The organism is Candidatus Phaeomarinobacter ectocarpi (genome assembly GCF_000689395.1).
GTDB lineage: Bacteria > Pseudomonadota > Alphaproteobacteria > CGMCC-115125 > CGMCC-115125 > Pyruvatibacter > Pyruvatibacter ectocarpi.
Map to the genome: position 1 here is coordinate 1,668,127 of NZ_HG966617.1, position 18,844 is coordinate 1,686,970.

The window sequence follows — 18,844 nt, forward strand, 5'->3', positions numbered from 1 at the left end:
ACCACTCGGCCACCTCTCCACCGCCGGGGATACGCGGGAAATCTTACGATTTCAACCACGAATTACGGTTTTCCAGCGCCGTTCCGGTACAATCCGCGCAAGTGGCCATTTTCGGCCCCATACACATCAGGTGCATACTCCCAAAACCGCCCGAGTCGGCGGTGATTCTGAACACACGCCAGGGGGAGATGCATATGTTCAAGGAATTCCGGGATTTCATTGCGCGCGGCAATGTGATCGATCTGGCCGTCGGTATCGTGATCGGCAGCGCATTCACCGCCATCGTCAAATCACTCGTCAACGACGTCGTCATGCCACCCATCGGGCTGCTTTTGGCCGGCGTGGATTTTTCATCGCTCTTTGTGCCGCTTGATGGAAAGTCCTACGAGTCTCTGGCCACGGCAACCGAAGCCGGCGCCGCCACCCTCAACTACGGGCTGTTCATCAACGCCGTGATCTCATTCTTGATCGTGGCCTGGGTGGTGTTCCTCATCGTGCGCTCCATCAACAAGATGAAGAAAGCCGAAGAGGAAGCCCCAAAGGAAGATCCCGCGCCGCCGCGCGAAGAAGTCCTGCTTGAGGAAATCCGAGACCTCCTCAAGACACAGCGCAGCTAGCCATCACACCTAGCGGCCGGTTGGGCGTATCAAACCTTCCTGCGTAACCGAGGCGACCAGCACGCCGTCCTGCGTGAAGATGTTGCCTCGGTTAAAGCCGCGCGCGAACGACGCAGACGGCGCGTCCTGCGCATAAAGCAACCATTCGTCGGCCTTGAAGGACCGGTGAAACCACATGGCGTGATCAAGCGACGCAGACTGCACCTTGCCGTCCATCCAGCTGACCCCGTGCGGCATGATGCACGTGTCCAGAAGCGTCATGTCAGACATATAGGCGAGCACGCACTGATGCTGGGCCACATCATCTCCGATTGGCGAAACAGCGCGGAACCAGACGTGGCTCACGGGCTCACGCTTCTCTGCATCAAAATAGCTGGGCGGCTCCACAAAACGCTGCTCAATCGGCCGGGGACGCAGGAACCGGTCCCGCATTGACTTGGGCACCTTGTCCACAACGGCAGCCCGCATATCAAGTTCAGATGGCAGATCATCCGGACCCGGCACATCGGGCATCGGGAATTGATGATCAAAACCTTCTTCGAACGCATGGAAAGATGCAGCCATGTTGAATATCTGCTTGCCGTGCTGAATGGCAATCACGCGCCGTGTGGTGAAGCTACGCCCGTCCCGCGAGCGATCAACCTCATAGACGATGGGAACCTTGGGATCACCAGGCCGAATGAAATATGCATGAAGAGAGTGGCAATGCCGGTCGTCTTCCACGGTGCGCTGAGCGGCCATCAGAGCCTGGCCGATAACCTGCCCACCAAAGACACGCTGCCAGGAATCCGCCGGACTGTCACCGCGAAACAAGTTGACCTCGATAGGCTCGAGATCAAGCAGGCTCAATAGGTTTTCAACTTGATCCGGCATGGCATCCTCACAATCGGCATTAAACACAACAACGCAGGCGAGCACAAAATGCGCAGCGCCTGCGGAGCGAAAAGACATGCCTTATGGGATGGCTAACCGTCAACAGGCGCAAATCCGCCTGCTGCCATGCTGTAAAAGATAGCTGAAATCGCGCCCTTAAGCGTGCGATGCCATCCATTCGCGGGCCTGACGCTGGGCCTCGGCAATTTCCGCCGCGGACATCATGTCAGACAATTCCTTGCGCTGGTCCTTGGCCTCTGCTGACCCACGAAGAGCCGCCAGATTGAACCACTTATGCGCTGTCACGAGATCAGGCTCCACGCCTTTTCCCACTGAGAAGATCAGCCCCAGATTGTAAAGCGCTCCACTGGTGCCCTTCTCGGCTGCCAATTCAAACCGCTTCAGATCGTCAAGTTCTACGCGAGCCATGAAATCCTCCTGCCATCGCTCTTAAATCCGCAAAGCCCGACATCCATTTCTTGGACCCAGACCGGTGATGCCCCCCGGCACCACGCGCACGACCTTTCGTACGCTTGCAGATGGAATCTGGCCTGCCTGTCTAAACAATGAGTTAAGCGATTCAAATGCGATGAAAGAGTCGGTTCTTTTTGAGACTCAGAGGCGACTCAAAAGCCACACCCTGAGATCTCAAATGCAGAATCTCGCGATTTTCAGCGAATTTCCAGCCTGTCGCACAGGCGTAGAAACACGCGCGCAATCAGGTCAGGACTGTGCGGGAGGCACATTCATGCCCTTTTCAACGGCTGGACGCGCGGCATTGGCTGCCAGCCAGCGGCTGCAGTTCGCCCCGTCGCCGACGATGTCGGCCTTGGCTTTGCTGATGACATCGAAACCGACAGACACCCATGGGTAGATGGCCATGTCCGCAATGGAGTAGTCCCCAGCCACAAACTCATTGTCGGCCAGCTGCTTGTCCAGAATACCGATAAGCCGGGCGCTCTCGCTGAGATAGCGATCAATGGCGTAAGGGATTTGCTCAGGCGCAGAATTCACGAAGTGGCTCGCCTGCCCCATCATCGGCCCAATGCCGCCCATCTGCCACATGAGCCACTCAAGCGCTTTCGCACGCTTCGCACCTGACGCCGGCAGGAACTGTCCGGTCTTTTCGGCCAAGTAAATGAGAATGGCACCGGATTCAAAAACCGAGACCGGCCCGCCATCACCCTTCTGATCGACAATCGCCGGAATGCGGTTGTTCGGACTGATTTTGAGAAAGTCCGGCGCGAACTGTTCGTCATTGCGGATATCCACCGGGTGCGTTGTGTACTCCAGACCGGTCTCCTCCAGCATGATGGAAACCTTGCGGCCATTGGGCGTCGTCCAGGTGTAAAAATCGATCATCGTGTCCCTCCCCTATATCTCTCGCTTACAAAAAAGCCCCGCTGCCTTATGCAGCGAGGCTCATATGGTTGCTGTGGGCGCAGACTCAATGAGTCTTTATCAGCACCTCAATAAACTGATGGTGATGCACATCACCTTCAATATTGGGGATGACCTTGTAGCGCCCCGGATTGATCGCAAAACCCACCGCATCCTGACTGTCATCAAACGTGGCAAGTTCCGCGCCGCCAGCATCAAACAGCACAAAACCATAGTCGCCGCCGATAACAGCAAATATCTCGCCGGGGGCATCAAGTGTGGTAACCGGTGCCTTGATCAATGGCCGCGGACGTTCGTGGTCATCATGTAGCGCCTTGATCTTTTCAATGCCCGCCAGAGCCGGCCCACTGATAAACAGGGCAGCTACCACCAATAATGCCAACTTGCGCATTGCTTACTCCCAAACAAAACCGCCGGATCAACCAGCCCTCTTGTCACAAGAGTAGCAGGTCACACCCGGCGGTCATGTCTTTTGTGCCAAAGAAAAAACCAGCCCCTAAAGACCCAGCTTCTCCGCCAAAATCTTGTTCACAGCAGCCGGGTTGGCTTTGCCCTGGCTGGCCTTCATGACCTGTCCGACAAACCAACCTGCGAGCTTTGGCTTCTCTTTAACTTCAGCCACTTTATCCGGGTTCTGAGCAATCACTTCATCAACGATAGCTTCAATCGCCCCCGTATCCGTGACCTGCTTGAGCCCCTTTTCCTCAACAATCTTGCCCGGCGCATCGCCCGTCTCCAGCATGATTTCAAACACATCCTTGGCAATACGCCCGGAGATGGTGTCGTCGGAAATCAGATCAATGAGCTCGCCGAGGTCATCAGCACTGATAGGCGAATCTTCAATCTCGACGCCCAGCTTGTTGAGTGACCCAAAGAATTCACCGGTTACCCAGTTGGCCACCAGACGCGCCTCTCGCCCTTCGGCCACCTTCTCGAAAAAGTCAGAAGACGCCTTGTCCCCGGCAAGGACACCGGCGTCGTATGGCTTAAGTCCGAACTGTTCAACAAAGCGCGCCTTCTTCTGATCCGGCATTTCAGGCAGGGTCGCGCGGATGCCCTCGATGAACTCATCCGTCAGCACCAGCGGCAAAAGATCAGGATCAGGGAAATAGCGATAGTCATGCGCTTCTTCCTTGGAGCGCATGGAGCGGGTCTCACCCGAACGCGGATCAAAAAGCCGCGTTTCCTGCACCACTTCGCCGCCGTCCTCGATGAGATCAATCTGACGACCAACCTCGTAATCGACCGCCTGTCCGACAAACCGGAAGGAGTTCACGTTCTTGATCTCGGCACGGGTACCAAGTGGCTCGCCGGGACGACGGACAGACACGTTGATGTCACCCCGCATGGAGCCCTGCTCCATATTGCCGTCACACGTCCCCAGATAGCGCACGATGGTCCGCAGCTTCTTCAGGAATGCCTGCGCTTCTTCAGCAGAGCGCATGTCCGGTTTGGAGACAATCTCCATCAGGGCCACACCTGACCGGTTCAGGTCCACAAAGGACAATGACGGGTCCTGATCGTGAATGCTCTTGCCTGCGTCCTGCTCCAGATGCAGCCGCTCGATCCCAACAGTCCGCTGGATGCCTTCAGCAAGATCGAGAATGACTTCGCCTTCACCCACAATCGGCAGCTCGAACTGAGATATCTGGTAGCCCTGGGGCAGGTCCGGATAAAAGTAGTTCTTCCGTGCAAAGACGGACCGCTTGTTGATCGCTGAGCCAAGCCCCAGTCCGGTACGAACGGCCTGCTCCACGCAATACTCATTGAGCACCGGCAACATGCCCGGCATTGCCGCATCCACCAGGCTCACCTGACTGTTGGGTTCAGCGCCAAATTCGGTCGCCGCACCAGAGAACAGTTTTGAGTTGGACGCCACCTGCGCATGGCACTCAATGCCGATGATGACTTCCCAGGAGCCGGTGGCTCCCTCGATCAGTTTTGTTTCTGCTTCCGCCATTACGACCTCCACCACGGGCTGGGCTTGCCTGTAAAGCCCGCGGCCTGCTCAAGCGCATACCCGCCGCGCAGGACTGTTTCTTCATCAAATGCCTTGCCAATGAGCTGCAACCCAAGCGGCAGACCGCTGGCCGACATGCCAGACGGCACGGAGATACCCGGCAGCCCCGCAAGGCTAGCTGGCACCGTAAACACGTCGTTGAGATACATGCTCAACGGATCATCCGTCTTGGCGCCAATGCCAAAGGCAGGTTCCGGTGCCGTTGGTGTCAGAATCAGATCCACATCTGCAAAGGCATCTGCAAAATCCTGAGCAATCAGTGTACGGACTCTCTGAGCCTGCAGATAATACGCGTCGTAATACCCCGCTGACAGGACGTAGGTCCCAATCAGAATCCGCCGCTTCACTTCTGCACCAAAACCTGCTGCGCGGGTATTCTCATACATGCCCGTTATGTCGTCACCAGGGACACGAAGTCCGTAACGCACACCGTCATACCGTGCGAGGTTCGACGACGCTTCCGCAGGCGCAACTATGTAATAGGTCGGCAGCGCATATTTGGTGCGCTTGAGGCTGACCGTCTTGATCTCGGCACCCTGCGCCTTCAGCCACTCAATGCCCTGATGCCACAGATCTTCAATCTCCTTTGGCATCCCGTCGACACGATACTCCTCCGGCACACCGATCGTCAGACCCTTGACGCCACCTTCAAGGGCCGCCTCATAGTCGGGTACCGGCGTATCAATGCTGGTTGAGTCCTTGGGGTCATGGCCTGCCATTGCGCCGAGCATGATAGCAGCATCGCGCACCGTCCGCGTCATCGGGCCTGCCTGATCCAGTGAGGAGGCAAAGGCAATGGTCCCCCAGCGGGAGCAACGCCCATAGGTTGGCTTCATGCCCACAGTGCCGGTCAATGCAGCTGGCTGACGGATCGATCCACCTGTATCCGTCCCGGTTGCGCCGGCACACAGATTTGCCGCAACAGCGGCAGCAGACCCGCCGGACGACCCACCAGGCACGAGACCAGCGTCAGCGCCATCCAGGGTCCAGGGATTACGCACGGGGCCGTAATAGGACGTCTCGTTTGACGAGCCCATGGCGAACTCATCAAGGTTGGTTTTGCCAAGCAGGACAGCGCCCTGCCCCCACAGATTGGCGGTTACCGTGCTTTCATAAGGAGGCGTAAACCCATCGAGGATATGGCTGGCGGCTGTCGTCAGCACGCCTTCGGTGCAGAACAGGTCTTTGATTGCCAGCGGCACACCTTCAAGAGCACCGACGTCACCGGCCTTACGGCGGGCATCGGATTCCTTGGCCATCTCAATGGCCTTGCCCGGCAACACCGTGATGAACGCATTCAGCGCCCTGGCCGCATCAATAGCGTCGAGATAGGCGCTTGTCAGTTCTTCAGACGAGCACTCGCCCTTGGCCAGCGCGTCACGCGCACCGGCAATATCCAAATCAGTGAGCTGGCTCATTCCACCACCTTAGGCACGGTAAAGTGCCCCTCACGGGCGTCAGGAGCATTGTGCAATACTGCTGCTTCCTTCTGACCGTCTGTAATGGCATCGGTCCGCAGCGGCGCTGTGATGTCAGCAACGGATGTCATCGGCATGACTCCGTCCGTATCCACTTCGCCGAGCTGCTCCACCCAGTCCAGTATCTGGTTCAACTCACCCACCAGCGGGGGTACTTCTTCGTCCGTAATGGCAATCCGCGAGAGCATCGCGATCTTGCGGACGGTAGCCGCATCGACTGACATAAAACTTGGTTTCCAACTGCTTGTGACCCGGCCAATGCCGCCCGAAAAGGGACGACACGCCGACTCACCTCAAGGGGTCCTGCAAAGGAGTAAGAGTGGCGCGGAACATAGCCGTAACGTACAAGACGCTTCAACCTTAAGCCGCACCTGACTTTCAGACCTGAAAAGCGCCCGTTTCCGTGATCACAGAAGACGCCATCGAGTTTGCCGCCGCCCTGCCCCCCACAGGCGGCCTGCTGGGCCTTGATCTGGGCACCAAAACCATAGGCGTCGCCACAAGTGACCCGGACCGGCGGATCGCCTCACCGGTCAAAACGCTCAAGCGAGGCAAGTTCACAGTCGGCCTCGCGGAACTCCGCGAACTCATAAATGAGCGCCAGACCGCCGGCCTTGTCATGGGCCTCCCCATCAATATGGATGGCACCTCAGGTCCCCGCGCCCAGTCCAGCCGCACTTTTGGCAGAAACCTCGCTAGGGAACTCGAGCTGCCGGTTCTCCTCTGGGACGAACGCCTGTCCACGGCAGCCGTGGAACGCGAGCTCATCAGCATCGACACCTCCCGCAAACGCCGTGCTGAAGTCATCGATGCCATGGCCGCCAATTTCATTTTGCAGGGTGCCCTGGACCGGTTGCTGGGGATTTAGGACACGGACCGCGGTGAAAAGACCGCCTGCGCCCGTCATTGTCTGGCGCATCGCTGGGATGACTCGTAGTCGGCATGGATTTCACCTATGACTGAAAGTCGAAGATGATCCCACACGGCCCCGAAAAGAGGGCCGAATCTAGGCTGCGCGCAATTCTGGCCGACAGCTTCCCAAAAAGGCTCCCGCGCGCCCATGATCCAAACCATTTATGCTCTTATCCCGGTCTTCCTGGTGATTGCTCTGGGTGCCTACGTCAAGCGCATCGGTTTCCCCGGTGAAGAGTTCTGGGTTCCGCTGGACCGGGTGACGTACTTCATCCTGTTTCCGTCATTGCTGGTCCATTCTCTCGTCGCCGCCGACTTTTCCAACATTCCTGTGCCCAACATGGCTGCAGCCCTGTTTGCCGGCCTGTTCACCATGTCCCTGATCCTGATTGCCCTGCGTCCGGTCATCTCCGGCCCCATGGGGCAAAGCGGACCGGCCTTCACAAGCATCTTTCAGGGCGCGACCCGCTGGAACAGCTTCGTCGGTCTCGCGGCCAGCTTTGCCCTCTTTGGCACAGAGGGACTGGCTTTGGCTGCCGTCGGCATCGGTGTGCTCGTGCCCACCGTCAATGTCTTGTGTGTGTTCATTCTCATGCGCTACGCAGGCGATGATCCCGCCAGCTTCCGCCTGCTGGGCAAGTTGCTTATCCGCAACCCGCTGGTCATCGCCTGTGCCGTGGGGATTTTTCTCAATGCGTCCGGCATCGGATTGTGGGCACCGGTTTTGAGTGCTGTTGATATTCTTGGCCGGGCAGCGCTGGCCCTGGGCCTGTTGGCCGTGGGCGCCGGACTGGACCTGTCGCGGCTTTCCACTCAACGGGTGCCCATTGCTTTCACCACGACCCTGCGCCTGATCGCAATGCCTTTGCTTATGGCTGGCTGGTGCTGGGTTTTTGGTGTGGATGGCGTGGCCCGCATGGTGGCCATCCTGTGTGGTGCAGTGCCTGGTGCCACAGCGTCATATGTCCTGGCGCGTCAGCTTGGTGGCGATGCCCCGCTCATGGCCAGCCTCATCACCGCGTCCACTCTGGCGGCCATGGTAACCATGCCGGCAATGATATGGCTGCTGGGTTGAGATCGCGCATTGCGATACTTGCAGTATCTCTCCGCAATATCTATAAACTCCGCTTTCGATGAACGCGCTCCCAGATCGAAATCAAGACCGCCCCGAGGCGACCTTCCCCCACCGTCATTTGCTGGGGATACAGGGCCTATCTTTTCAAGACATAAATACACTTCTTGACCTGGCCGACGATTATGTCGACCAGAACCGTCAGGTCGACAAAAAGTCTTCAAGCCTGCGCGGCCGCACGCAAATCAATCTCTTCTTTGAAGCCTCCACCCGCACGCAGAGTTCGTTTGAACTGGCTGGCAAGCGACTGGGGGCCGACGTCATGAACATGTCGGTCTCGACCTCCGCCATCAAAAAAGGCGAGTCGCTGATCGACACGGCGATGACGCTCAATGCCATGCGCCCTGATCTGCTGGTGGTGCGCCATCCGGACTCCGGTGCCGTGGCGTTGCTGTCTCAAAAGGTCGGCTGCGGCGTGGTCAATGCCGGTGACGGTACCCATGAACATCCAACGCAGGCACTTCTCGACGCCTTGACGATCCGCCGCCGCCTTGGCCGCATCGAAGGTCTGCGCATCGCTGTGTGTGGCGACATCCTTCACAGCCGCGTAGCGCGCTCCAACATTCATCTGCTGACAGCGCTTGGCGCCAGCGTCCGGGTCATCGGACCACCTACGCTGATGCCCGGCGGGATTGAAGCTCTGGGTGCGACCGCCTTCACATCCATGCGTGAAGGTCTTGAAGGGTGTGACGTGGTGATGATGCTCCGCATTCAAATGGAGCGCATGACCGGATCGTTCATTCCCTCGACCCGCGAATACTTCCACCTCTATGGCCTCGATTACGAAAAGCTCGCCTACGCCAAGCCAGAGGCGCTGGTCATGCACCCTGGGCCAATGAACCGCGGCGTGGAGATCGATAGTCTTGTTGCAGACGACGTAGACCGCAGTCTCATTCGCGAGCAGGTGGAGATGGGTGTCGCCGTCCGCATGGCCGTGCTCGACGCCCTCTCCCGCCATTTGCCGAACCAGTAGCACGAAGAAACCGGACCCGAAGAACCACATGTCCACTGCCTACATAAACGCGCGCCTGGTCGACCCTGCCTCTGGCCTTGATACCCAGGGTGCGGTGCTCGTTGAGAATGGGCACATCCTGGATTTCGGCAGCCACCTGTTCGCGCATGGCGCTCCGGCTGGCCTTGAGACAATCGATTGCGGTGGACATGTACTGGCTCCGGGCCTCATCGACATGCGCGTCTTCACCGGTGAACCCGGCGAGGAGCATCGTGAGACGTTGGCAACAGCAAGTGGTGCCGCCGCTGCGGGGGGCGTCACAACCATGGTGGTGATGCCCAACACGAACCCTGTGGTGGACGATGCTGCCATTGTTGACTTCGTGATGCGCCGGGCCCGCGATACTGCCAGCGTCAACATCGAGATCATGGCCGCCCTGACCAAAGGTCTTGCAGGTTCAGAGATGACCGAGTTCGGCCTTCTCAAGGATGCAGGCGCCATTGCCTATACCGATGGCATCCGCCCGGTCATGGATGCGCAGTTGCTCAGACGCGCCCTCACCTATTCCAAACTGTTTGACGGTCTCATCGTTCAGCACGCCGAAGACCCGTCCCTAGCAGCATCCGGCGTCATGAATGAAGGCGAGCTATCAACCCGCCTTGGCCTAGCAGGCATTCCGGCGGAAGCTGAAACCATTATCGTGGAACGCGACCTTCGCCTCGTGGCGCTGACCGGCGGGCGCTACCACGTCAGCCAGGTATCATGCGCTGAAACTGTCGATGTGATGCGTAAGGCCAAGGCAGAAGGCTTGCCCGTCACCTGCGGTGTGAGTGCAGACCATCTGTCGCTTAACGAAACAGACATTGGCGAATATCGAACCTTCTTCAAACTCTCCCCGCCCCTGCGCGACGAAAGCGATCGTCAGGCCCTGCTTGCAGGCTTGATCGATGGCACGATTGACGTCGTGGTATCTGGCCACGATCCACAGGACACTGACGCCAAGCGACGCCCGTTTGCTGAGGCAGCGTATGGCGCCGTCGGGCTGGAAACCCTCCTACCGGTTCTGCTGGAACGGGTGCACAACGAAGAAATCTCGCTGGCGGATGCGCTGGCCACGATCACGTCAAAGCCTGCCGACATTCTAGGTCTTCCATCCGGACATCTGAAGTCCGGTGCTGCTGCTGATATGGTATTAATCGATCTGGGCAAGCCCTGGGTTGTCGAGGCCGATGCGCTGAGATCAAAATCCAAGAACACTGCCCATGAAGATCGGCGCTTTCAGGGACGTGCCATTCGCACCATCGTCGCTGGCAAAAGCGTATTCGAGGCATAAACAAAACAGCATGCACCCGACGCATGCCAGGGGACCCGTCTGATGCTTATTGACCCAATCTCCATCGAGTACTCAGCCCCCTACTACGCCATGGCGCTGGCCTTCGGTTATCTCCTTGGATCCATTCCGTTTGGGCTGGTGTTCACCCGCATGGCCGGGTTAGGCGACATCCGGTCTGTCGGCTCGGGCAATATCGGCGCAACAAATGTTCTGCGGACCGGCAATCGCTGGGTAGCCGCGGCCACGCTTGTTGCAGATGGTGCAAAGGGTGCCATCGCAGTCCTCATTGCCCGCTATGTCGCAGGCGACACCATGGCCGTTCTGGCAGGCACAGCCGCCTTTGTCGGACACATCTTCCCCGTCTGGCTCGGCTTCAAGGGTGGCAAGGGTGTTGCCACATTCCTTGGTCTTACCCTCGCCCTTAGCTTCCCCATCGGGCTTGCGGCCTGTGCCACCTGGTTGGTCACGGCTGCTGTGACACGCATCTCTTCATTGTCCGCTCTGGTGGCTGCGGCATTGGCCCCAGCCTATTTCTGGTATGCGGATTATTGGCTGATCATCCCGTTCGCCGTCTTCTACGCCGTGCTGATTTTCATCCGCCACAAGGACAACATCCAACGCATCCTTGCCGGAGAAGAACCTCGCATAGGTGCCAAGAAGAAGACTGCAGAAGAGGCGTAACGCAATCATGAGCATCGGGGCACCTTGGCAGACGCCGCAGAACACCCCCGAGCTCGTTGACTGGCTGCGTTTAATCCGTTCACAGAATATTGGGGCACATACGTTTTGGGGCCTGCTGTCCAAATACGGCAGCGCGGCAGAGGCCCTTCAGGCCCTGCCCGAGCTCGCCGGTCGTGGACGTCGGCGAACGGTAAAGCTGGCTACTGAGAGCGACGCTGCCCATGAGCTGGAACAGATTAACCGGTACGGGGCAAAACCCGTCGCTATCGGCCAGGCTGGCTACCCGCCGCTACTGGCTCAGGTGGAGTCGCCGCCTCCCTTTTTGACAGTCATGGGCGATGCCTCAATTGCCTCCCCCAGAACAATTGGCATTGTCGGGGCACGCAACGCGTCTGCATCCGGCCGAAAGATGGCAGACCTCATGGCCCAAGGCCTGGGGCGGCATGGCGTAACCATCGCGTCAGGTCTTGCGCGTGGGGTAGACACCCATGCGCACAAGGCCAGCCTGGATACCGGGACCGTCGCGGTCACGGCCGGTGGCATCAATCGGATCTATCCAAAAGAAAACACCGATCTGTACCACCAGATCTCCGAGCTCGGCGCCGTCATATCCGAAATGCCGTTCGATGCAGAGCCGATCGCGCGGTTCTTTCCTCGCCGAAACCGACTGATTTCAGGCATGTCTGCAGGGGTGGTTGTCATAGAAGCCGCGGCAAGATCCGGCTCGCTCATCACCGCCCGCTTTGCCCTTGAACAAGGCCGAGAGGTTTTTGCTGTCCCCGGTTCCCCGCTCGACCAGCGGGCACAGGGCACCAATGGGCTGCTCCGCAACGGCGCAACGCTTGTTCAGACCCCGGAGGATGTTCTTGAAGGTATTGAATCCCAGTTCAGCGACCCTGGCAGTCCCACTTTCCCGTTTGGCAGAATTGAACAAGAACAGGCGACAAGTCCAAATACGGACGACGTCACGGACCTCGATCCGAAAACCATCTCCAGCACTGTTTTGGAATTGTTGAGTCCCACGCCAATCCAGATCGATGATCTTGCACGCCTTAGCGGCATTCACATTGCCGCTGTATCAGCCGCAGTTCTGGAATTGGAGATTAGTGGGCAAGCAACGCGCCACCCCGGAGGCGGCGTCTCAGCCAACTGAAAATAGAGTGATATCTAGCGCGCAGCGCGTTTCGCACGCGGACTGGGGGCTGATTTGCCCTTTGAGTTTTTGCCCTCAGCGACGCGGGAGGCTTCGCTTCCGGCCATTTCCAGCAAATAGGCCAGGAACGTCAAATCCGTCTGCCGGGCAGCAGAACTAAGACCTATCAGCATGTCAAAGACATAGGCTGCGGTCTGCTGCTGATCGTCGCCGACACTGATTTCTGAGTTATCGTTCAAGGCTTCACCCATTCTTTTTCTTAATCCTAATGGCCGCAATAAGCCAATGTCCCCCAGACCGTAGCCTGAATATCCCACTACAACCTAGGGGTATAAGTAAGGCGGTCATACGACATATGACAACACACGTTTAGCGTGTAGTACAGGTTATGCAACTTTTTAATGACTGTTACTACGCATATTTGCGGTTCTACCATTGTTTTTTGGTAAATGGTCCGCTTGCGTAACACCTCTATTTGACACCTCGCCACTTACAACACCATGTTGTCGCGACGAATCGGAGCCCCACATCCTAAGAGATAAGCGGGACTCCATCCCCAATACCGGCGCATTCGCGCCGACCCGAGTTTGAGGTTTGCGTGGTCAATAACGTCGTAATCGTAGAATCCCCGGCCAAGGCCAAGACCATAAACAAGTACCTGGGCAAGGATTTCACTGTCTTGGCTTCATACGGTCATGTGCGTGATCTACCGCCCAAAGACGGCTCCGTGGACCCGGAGCACGACTTCGATATGAAGTGGGAGGTCTCTCCCAGCTCAAAGAAACAGATCCGGGCCATCGAAACCGCCGTCAAAGGCGCCGACAAGCTGATTCTGGCGACCGACCCCGACCGCGAGGGTGAGGCCATCTCCTGGCACGTGCTTGACATGCTCAAGCAGAAAAAAGTGCTCAAGGACATGCCGGTGGAGCGCGTCGTCTTCAACGCGGTCACCAAGAAGTCGATTCTTGAAGCCATGGAAAATGGCCGTGAGCTGGATAACGACCTCGTCGAGGCTTACAAAGCCCGCCGCGCACTCGACTACCTGGTGGGCTTCAACCTGTCGCCTGTCCTGTGGCGCAAGCTGCCCGGCTCCCGATCCGCTGGACGTGTACAATCCGTGGCCCTGCGTCTGATCGTATCCCGCGAGATGGAAATCGATCAGTTCAAGCCACAGGAATACTGGTCAATCGCCGCAGATATGATCAATGAAAGCGGTGAAGCGTTCAACGCCCGCCTGACCAACTTCAACGGCAAGAAGCTCGACAAATTCGATCTGGCCAACGAAACGCTGGCCCGCGAAGCCGAAGCAGCTGTCAAAAACTCACTTCTTACTGTGGCCTCTGTTGAAGCCAAGCCCGCAAAGCGGAATCCGCCGGCGCCCTTCACCACATCCACGCTGCAACAAGAAGCATCCCGCAAACTGGGCTTCAATGCCTCGCGAACAATGCAGGTGGCCCAGCGGCTGTATGAAGGTGAAGACATTGGCGGCGAGACGGTTGGTCTCATTACATATATGCGAACCGACGGCGTGCAGATGACGCCGGAAGCCATCGACGATGCACGCGATGCCATCGCGGCCCAGTTCGGCGCCAACTACCTGCCCGGTAGCCCCCGTATCTACCGGACCAAGGCAAAGAACGCACAGGAGGCGCATGAGGCGATCCGCCCGACCGACCTGGCAAGGACGCCCCAAGACATCCGCACATTTGTTAGTGACGAGCAACTCAAGCTTTATGAGTTGATCTGGAAGCGCGCCATCGCCAGCCAGATGGAGAGCGCTGCCTTCCAGCGCACGACGGTGGAGATGACGAACGAAGACGGCACTGTTGGCATGCGCGCCAACGGCTCGGTCCTCACCTTTGACGGCTTCCTGACCCTTTACCAGGAAGGCGTGGATGATTCAGACGGCGACGAAGACAGCAACCGTTTGCCCAAACTGACCGAAGGCGAAAAACCAAAGACGATCGCCGTCAACGCTGACCAGCACTTCACCGAGCCCCCACCCCGCTTCACCGAAGCATCCCTGGTGCGCCGGATGGAAGAACTCGGCATTGGCCGTCCGTCTACATATGCGTCCACTCTCAGTACTCTGAGGGACCGCGAATACGTGCACATGGACCGCAATCGGTTCATTCCCGAAGACAAAGGCCGCGTTGTTACAGCGTTTCTTGAAAAGTTCTTCAATCGGTATGTCCAGTACGACTTCACAGCTGGCCTCGAACAGCAGCTCGATTCAATCTCCGCCGGCGAGCTGGACTGGCGCGAAGTCCTGAAGGATTTCTGGCGCGATTTCATAGCCGCTGTAGACGACACCAAAGAGCTGCGCATTACCGAAGTGCTCGACACGCTGAATGACGTGCTGGGACATCATGTGTTCCCAGACAAGGGCGACGGCTCGGATCCACGCCTTTGCCCCACCTGCGGTGCTGGCCAGCTGTCGATCAAGACCGGCCGGTTCGGCGCCTTCATCGGCTGCTCCAACTATCCCGAGTGCAAGTTTACGCGGCCGATGGCCGGCGACAGTGCGCAGGATGCGGCAGGTGGCGACAAGGAGCTCGGCACCGATCCCGAGACTGGAATGGCGGTCACGCTCAAGAGCGGCCGGTTTGGCCCCTACATTCAGCTGGGCGAGAAGACCGAAGAAAACGAAAAGCCCAAGCGCTCGGGCATCCCCAAGGGCATGGACAAGGGCGACGTCGATTTCGACTACGCGCTCAAGCTGCTGTCCCTGCCCCGCGAAGTCGGCTTGCATCCTGAGTCCGGCAAGATGATCACTGCCGGACTGGGCCGCTACGGCCCGTTCGTGCTGCACGATGGCAAATACGCGAACCTGGATAGCATCGAAGAAGTGTTCGACGTCGGCATCAACCGCGCGGTAGATGCCATCGCCCAAAAGGCCCAGCGTGGCGGTGGCCGCAACCAGGCGAAAATTCTCAAGGATCTCGGCAAGCACCCGGACGATGATGGACCAGTGCAGGTTCTCGATGGTCGTTATGGCGCCTACATCAAGCACGCCAAGATCAATGCGACGCTGCCCAAAAGCATCGACCTTGATGACCTGACGCTTGAGCGTGCGGTCGAACTTGTGGCGGAAAAAGCTGCCAAGTCCGGCAAGAAAAAGCCCAAGGCGAAAACGAAAGCCAAGAGCAAGGCGAAAACCAAAACGAAGGCAAAGGCAAAAACCAAAGCCAAGGCAAAAACAAAGGCTAAAGCCAAAACCAAGACCAAAGCCAAAACGAAGGCCAAGACCGCGTCACCAAAGGCTGATGAAACAGCCGATACGTCGTCAGACGATTCCTAAGTGGCAAAAAAACCCAATAGCCCTCGCCCCCGGAAAAAACCTGCAAAACGCGGCAAAGCTAAAGCTGCGTCTGCGAATTTTTTACCGACCAAGGATCAGGTCCTTGAGTTCATGGCAACCTATCAGGGAACGCCGGGCAAACGTGAAATCGCTCGCGCCTTCCGCATTCAGGGCCCTCAGCGCGTAGCCCTGAAAGGCCTGCTGCGGCAGATGGAAGAAGAAGGCCTTCTTGAAAAAGCGTCCAACAAGAAATTCACCCGCGTGGGCGAACTTCCACCGGTTGGCGTCATCGACATTGTGGACCGTGATACCGACGGCGAGCTGACTGCAAAACCTGCCAACTGGACCGCCGAAACCGAACCGCCAACCATTGTGCTGGCGCCCTCCGGTCACAAGGACCCCGGCAGTTTTGGTATCGGAGACCGGGTGCTCGCCCGCCTCAACAAGGCGACAGAAGACTTCGACTACGAAGCCCGCGTCATCAAGAAACTGGGTGATGGCGCAAAGACTATCATTGGTGTCCTGCGCTCCGGCCCCGGCAAGGACTGGACGCTAGAGCCTGTCGACAAGCGCGAACGCAATGACTACCGGATCGCGTCAAGTGATGTAGCAGATGCCAAACCAGAGGAACTGGTCGAAGCAGAAGTCCTGTCCGGGCGGCAATATGGTCCAAGGGCAGCCAAGGTCATCAAGTCGCTTGGCCCCCTCGAAGGCACCCACGCCATAAGTCTCATCGCGGTGCACGAACAGGGCATCCCCATCGACTTTGACCCGGCAGCCCTTGCTGAAGCCCAGGCTGCCAAACCTGCCAATGCGCGCGGACGAACCGACCTGCGCGACATCCCGCTCATCACCATCGACCCGGCAGACGCGCGCGACCACGACGATGCGGTGTGGGCCACACCCAGCGACGACCAGAACAACAAGGGCGGCTTTGAAGTCATTGTCGCCATCGCAGACGTCGCGGGCTATGTGCGCCCAGGGTCTGCTCTTGATCGCGACGCGCAGAAACGCGGCAACTCCGCCTACTTTCCTGATCGCGTCATCCCTATGTTGCCGGAGCGCATCTCGAACAATCTGTGTTCCCTCGTTGAGGGTGAAGACCGCCCCTGCATTGCGGTTCGCATGGTGTTCGACAAGCACGGCAACAAGAAGAACCACGAGTTCATGCGCGCCATCATGCGCTCGGCTGCCAAGCTCTCGTATCAACAGGCACAGCAGGCCTATGACGGCCTGACGTCAGATGTTGAGTCCGATGTCCCCGATGCACTGACACAAAACGTCATTGTGCCCCTCTATAACGCCTACGAAGCCATCACCCGTGCGCAGGAAAAACGAGCGCCACTCGCTCTTGATTTGCCGGAACGCAAAATTGAAATGGGCCCCGATGGCCACATCGCACAAATTCGCGAAGTGGAGCGGCTGGACAGCATGCGCCTCATTGAGGCGTTCATGATCGCTGCAAATGTCTGCGCCGCAGAAACCCTGGAGAGCAAGAAGGCACCGGTCGTCTATCGCATCCACGACGCGCCCTCGCCTGAAAAACTGACAGCGCTTGCCGAGTTTCTGCAAACCCTGGATATGTCCATTCCCCGTGGTGCTGTGATCAAGCCCGGCCATCTCAACCGCATTCTTGCAAGCGCCGCAGATACCGAAACATCAGACATGGTGAGCGAGGTGGTCCTGCGGTCCATGGCCCAGGCGGAATACAATCCGGAAAACCTGGGACACTTCGGGCTAAACCTTCAGCGCTATGCGCACTTTACATCACCCATTCGTCGGTATGCTGACCTTCTGGTCCACCGATCGCTCATACGCGCCCTTGGGCTCACACCGAATGTGGAAAAGGACGGGCTGACCGACGAAGAAGAAAAGACCCTTGCTCAAATCGCTGAACATATCTCGTCCACTGAGCGGCGCGCCATGGCAGCAGAACGCGCAAGCAAGGACCGCTATCTTGCGCAGTTCCTTTCAAACCGGGTTGGCGCTGAGTTTGAAGGCCGCATCTCCGGCGTCACCCGCTTTGGTTTGTTTGTTCGCCTGAACGAAACCGGCGCGGACGGCCTGGTGCTCATCTCCTCACTGAATGGCGATTACTACCATCACTCCGAAAGCCTTCATGCGCTCATTGGCGAGCGGACCGGCATGATGTTCAGGCTTGGCGACGACGTGACCGTTCGCCTTGAAGAAGTAGCCCCGCTGAAAGGTGGCATGCGTTTTGAGATGATTGCCGGTGGCCGCAAGGCAGCCCCAGCTGAGCAAAAACATGCGCGCAAGGACCGACAGAATGCGCGCGCGGAAGCCGGTGGACGCCACGGTCGTTCAAATCCGTCTCGACGCCCCAAATTGCCCCGGTCCGGCAAAAAGAAATCGTCGTCCCGCCGCAAGTAACCTGCGACCGTTTGGCAGGCTGTGCGGCAATCGGACACCTTGAGACCCAAGCCCCTACAGATCACCTTGGGTGTCATGACAGTGGAAACAACAGCCCCGATTGCATCGCCCGGCACAGACCCCACCCTGGTCACGCCAGTAACGTCTGTAGGCCCGACAGCACGTCCCGTCTGGCCGGCGATGACGAAGGGCCTGAGACACAAATGCCCGAAATGCGGCAAAGGCGCGCTTTTTAGTGCCTATTTGAAGGTTGTTGATTCCTGCGAGTCCTGCGGTCAGGAACTGCATCACCATCGCGCAGATGACGCGCCACCCTATTTCACCATCTTTGTGTCTGGCCACATCATCATTCCACTGATGATCCTGGTGGAACGAATCTGGGAGCCGGCCTTGTGGATCCACATGGCAATATGGCTGCCGGTAACGCTCATCATGTGCATGGCTTTGCTTCCGCCCATCAAAGGCGCTCTGGTCGGCCTGCAATGGGCCTTTCGCATGCACGGCTTTGAATATGATGAAGAGCCAGCTGATGCCTCAGGGGTGCGCACAGGCAGCAGCTGATTTCAAGTCCTAGACAGACCTGACAATGCGAGGCATCGT

The 18,844-nt window shown here is 58.0% G+C and carries 18 protein-coding genes; 10 read left to right on the forward strand and 8 right to left on the reverse strand.

Annotated features, from left to right (window positions below; translation table 11 throughout):
- Positions 1-194: 194 nt before the first annotated feature.
- The gene (mscL, locus tag BN1012_RS07990; RefSeq protein ID WP_043949212.1) at positions 195-617 is read left to right on the forward strand and encodes a large conductance mechanosensitive channel protein MscL; all 423 of its coding nucleotides are present in this window, start codon (positions 195-197) and stop codon (positions 615-617) included.
- 9 nt (positions 618-626) lie between these two features.
- On the opposite strand, the gene tesB is transcribed toward mscL, so the two are convergent.
- The 7 genes from tesB to gatC form a co-directional block, all read right to left on the reverse strand.
- Positions 627-1,490: an acyl-CoA thioesterase II gene (gene tesB / locus BN1012_RS07995; RefSeq protein ID WP_043950809.1), complete on the reverse strand. Its 864-nt coding sequence runs from the start codon at positions 1,488-1,490 to the stop codon at positions 627-629.
- A gap of 156 nt (positions 1,491-1,646) precedes the next feature.
- Positions 1,647-1,919, reverse strand: a complete 273-nt coding sequence (locus BN1012_RS08000) for an SEL1-like repeat protein (RefSeq protein ID WP_043949213.1) — start codon at positions 1,917-1,919, stop codon at positions 1,647-1,649.
- Between the two features lie 294 nt (positions 1,920-2,213).
- A complete protein-coding gene (locus BN1012_RS08005) occupies positions 2,214-2,852 on the reverse strand; it encodes a glutathione S-transferase N-terminal domain-containing protein (RefSeq protein ID WP_043949214.1) in 639 nt (212 codons plus the stop codon).
- A gap of 85 nt (positions 2,853-2,937) precedes the next feature.
- Positions 2,938-3,282 (reverse strand): hypothetical protein, encoded by a 345-nt coding sequence (locus BN1012_RS08010; RefSeq protein WP_043949215.1) that lies wholly within the window; start codon positions 3,280-3,282, stop codon positions 2,938-2,940.
- Between the two features lie 105 nt (positions 3,283-3,387).
- On the reverse strand, positions 3,388-4,851 hold the full coding sequence (gene gatB, locus BN1012_RS08015; protein ID WP_043949216.1) for an Asp-tRNA(Asn)/Glu-tRNA(Gln) amidotransferase subunit GatB: 1,464 nt from the start codon (positions 4,849-4,851) through the stop codon (positions 3,388-3,390).
- Positions 4,851-6,329 carry an Asp-tRNA(Asn)/Glu-tRNA(Gln) amidotransferase subunit GatA gene (gene gatA / locus BN1012_RS08020; RefSeq protein ID WP_043949217.1) on the reverse strand — a complete coding sequence of 493 codons (1,479 nt, stop codon included), beginning with the start codon at positions 6,327-6,329 and terminating at the stop codon, positions 4,851-4,853. The genes gatB and gatA overlap by 1 nt, the downstream gene beginning before the upstream one ends.
- On the reverse strand, positions 6,326-6,613 hold the full coding sequence (gene gatC / locus BN1012_RS08025) for an Asp-tRNA(Asn)/Glu-tRNA(Gln) amidotransferase subunit GatC (protein WP_043949218.1): 288 nt from the start codon (positions 6,611-6,613) through the stop codon (positions 6,326-6,328). Before gatC ends, gatA begins: the two co-directional genes overlap by 4 nt.
- Positions 6,614-6,792: 179 nt before the next feature.
- On the opposite strand from gatC, the gene ruvX reads away from it, so the two are divergent.
- The 6 genes from ruvX to dprA all read left to right on the forward strand — a co-directional run bounded on the left by ruvX (position 6,793) and on the right by dprA (position 12,552).
- Positions 6,793-7,257, forward strand: coding sequence for a Holliday junction resolvase RuvX (ruvX, locus tag BN1012_RS08030; protein ID WP_043949219.1), 465 nt, complete (start codon positions 6,793-6,795; stop codon positions 7,255-7,257).
- Between the two features lie 192 nt (positions 7,258-7,449).
- Positions 7,450-8,376 (forward strand): AEC family transporter, encoded by a 927-nt coding sequence (locus tag BN1012_RS08035; protein WP_043949220.1) that lies wholly within the window; start codon positions 7,450-7,452, stop codon positions 8,374-8,376.
- Positions 8,377-8,434: 58 nt separating this feature from the next.
- Positions 8,435-9,406, forward strand: a complete 972-nt coding sequence (locus tag BN1012_RS08040) for an aspartate carbamoyltransferase catalytic subunit (protein WP_043949221.1) — start codon at positions 8,435-8,437, stop codon at positions 9,404-9,406.
- Positions 9,407-9,434: 28 nt separating this feature from the next.
- Positions 9,435-10,718 carry a dihydroorotase gene (gene pyrC / locus BN1012_RS08045; protein ID WP_043949222.1) on the forward strand — a complete coding sequence of 428 codons (1,284 nt, stop codon included), beginning with the start codon at positions 9,435-9,437 and terminating at the stop codon, positions 10,716-10,718.
- Between the two features lie 42 nt (positions 10,719-10,760).
- Positions 10,761-11,399 (forward strand): glycerol-3-phosphate 1-O-acyltransferase PlsY, encoded by a 639-nt coding sequence (gene plsY, locus BN1012_RS08050; protein ID WP_043949223.1) that lies wholly within the window; start codon positions 10,761-10,763, stop codon positions 11,397-11,399.
- A 7-nt stretch (positions 11,400-11,406) separates the two neighbouring features.
- Positions 11,407-12,552, forward strand: a complete 1,146-nt coding sequence (gene dprA, locus BN1012_RS08055) for a DNA-processing protein DprA (RefSeq protein ID WP_043949224.1) — start codon at positions 11,407-11,409, stop codon at positions 12,550-12,552.
- 14 nt (positions 12,553-12,566) lie between these two features.
- On the opposite strand, the gene BN1012_RS08060 is transcribed toward dprA, so the two are convergent.
- Positions 12,567-12,803, reverse strand: coding sequence for a hypothetical protein (locus BN1012_RS08060; RefSeq protein ID WP_043949225.1), 237 nt, complete (start codon positions 12,801-12,803; stop codon positions 12,567-12,569).
- A 347-nt stretch (positions 12,804-13,150) separates the two neighbouring features.
- On the opposite strand from BN1012_RS08060, the gene topA reads away from it, so the two are divergent.
- The 3 genes from topA to BN1012_RS08075 all read left to right on the forward strand — a co-directional run bounded on the left by topA (position 13,151) and on the right by BN1012_RS08075 (position 18,805).
- Positions 13,151-15,853, forward strand: a complete 2,703-nt coding sequence (gene topA, locus BN1012_RS08065) for a type I DNA topoisomerase (protein WP_043949226.1) — start codon at positions 13,151-13,153, stop codon at positions 15,851-15,853.
- Positions 15,854-18,244, forward strand: a complete 2,391-nt coding sequence (rnr, locus tag BN1012_RS08070) for a ribonuclease R (RefSeq protein WP_081826288.1) — start codon at positions 15,854-15,856, stop codon at positions 18,242-18,244.
- Between the two features lie 75 nt (positions 18,245-18,319).
- Positions 18,320-18,805 carry a DUF983 domain-containing protein gene (locus BN1012_RS08075; RefSeq protein WP_122381356.1) on the forward strand — a complete coding sequence of 162 codons (486 nt, stop codon included), beginning with the start codon at positions 18,320-18,322 and terminating at the stop codon, positions 18,803-18,805.
- Positions 18,806-18,844 lie beyond the last annotated feature (39 nt).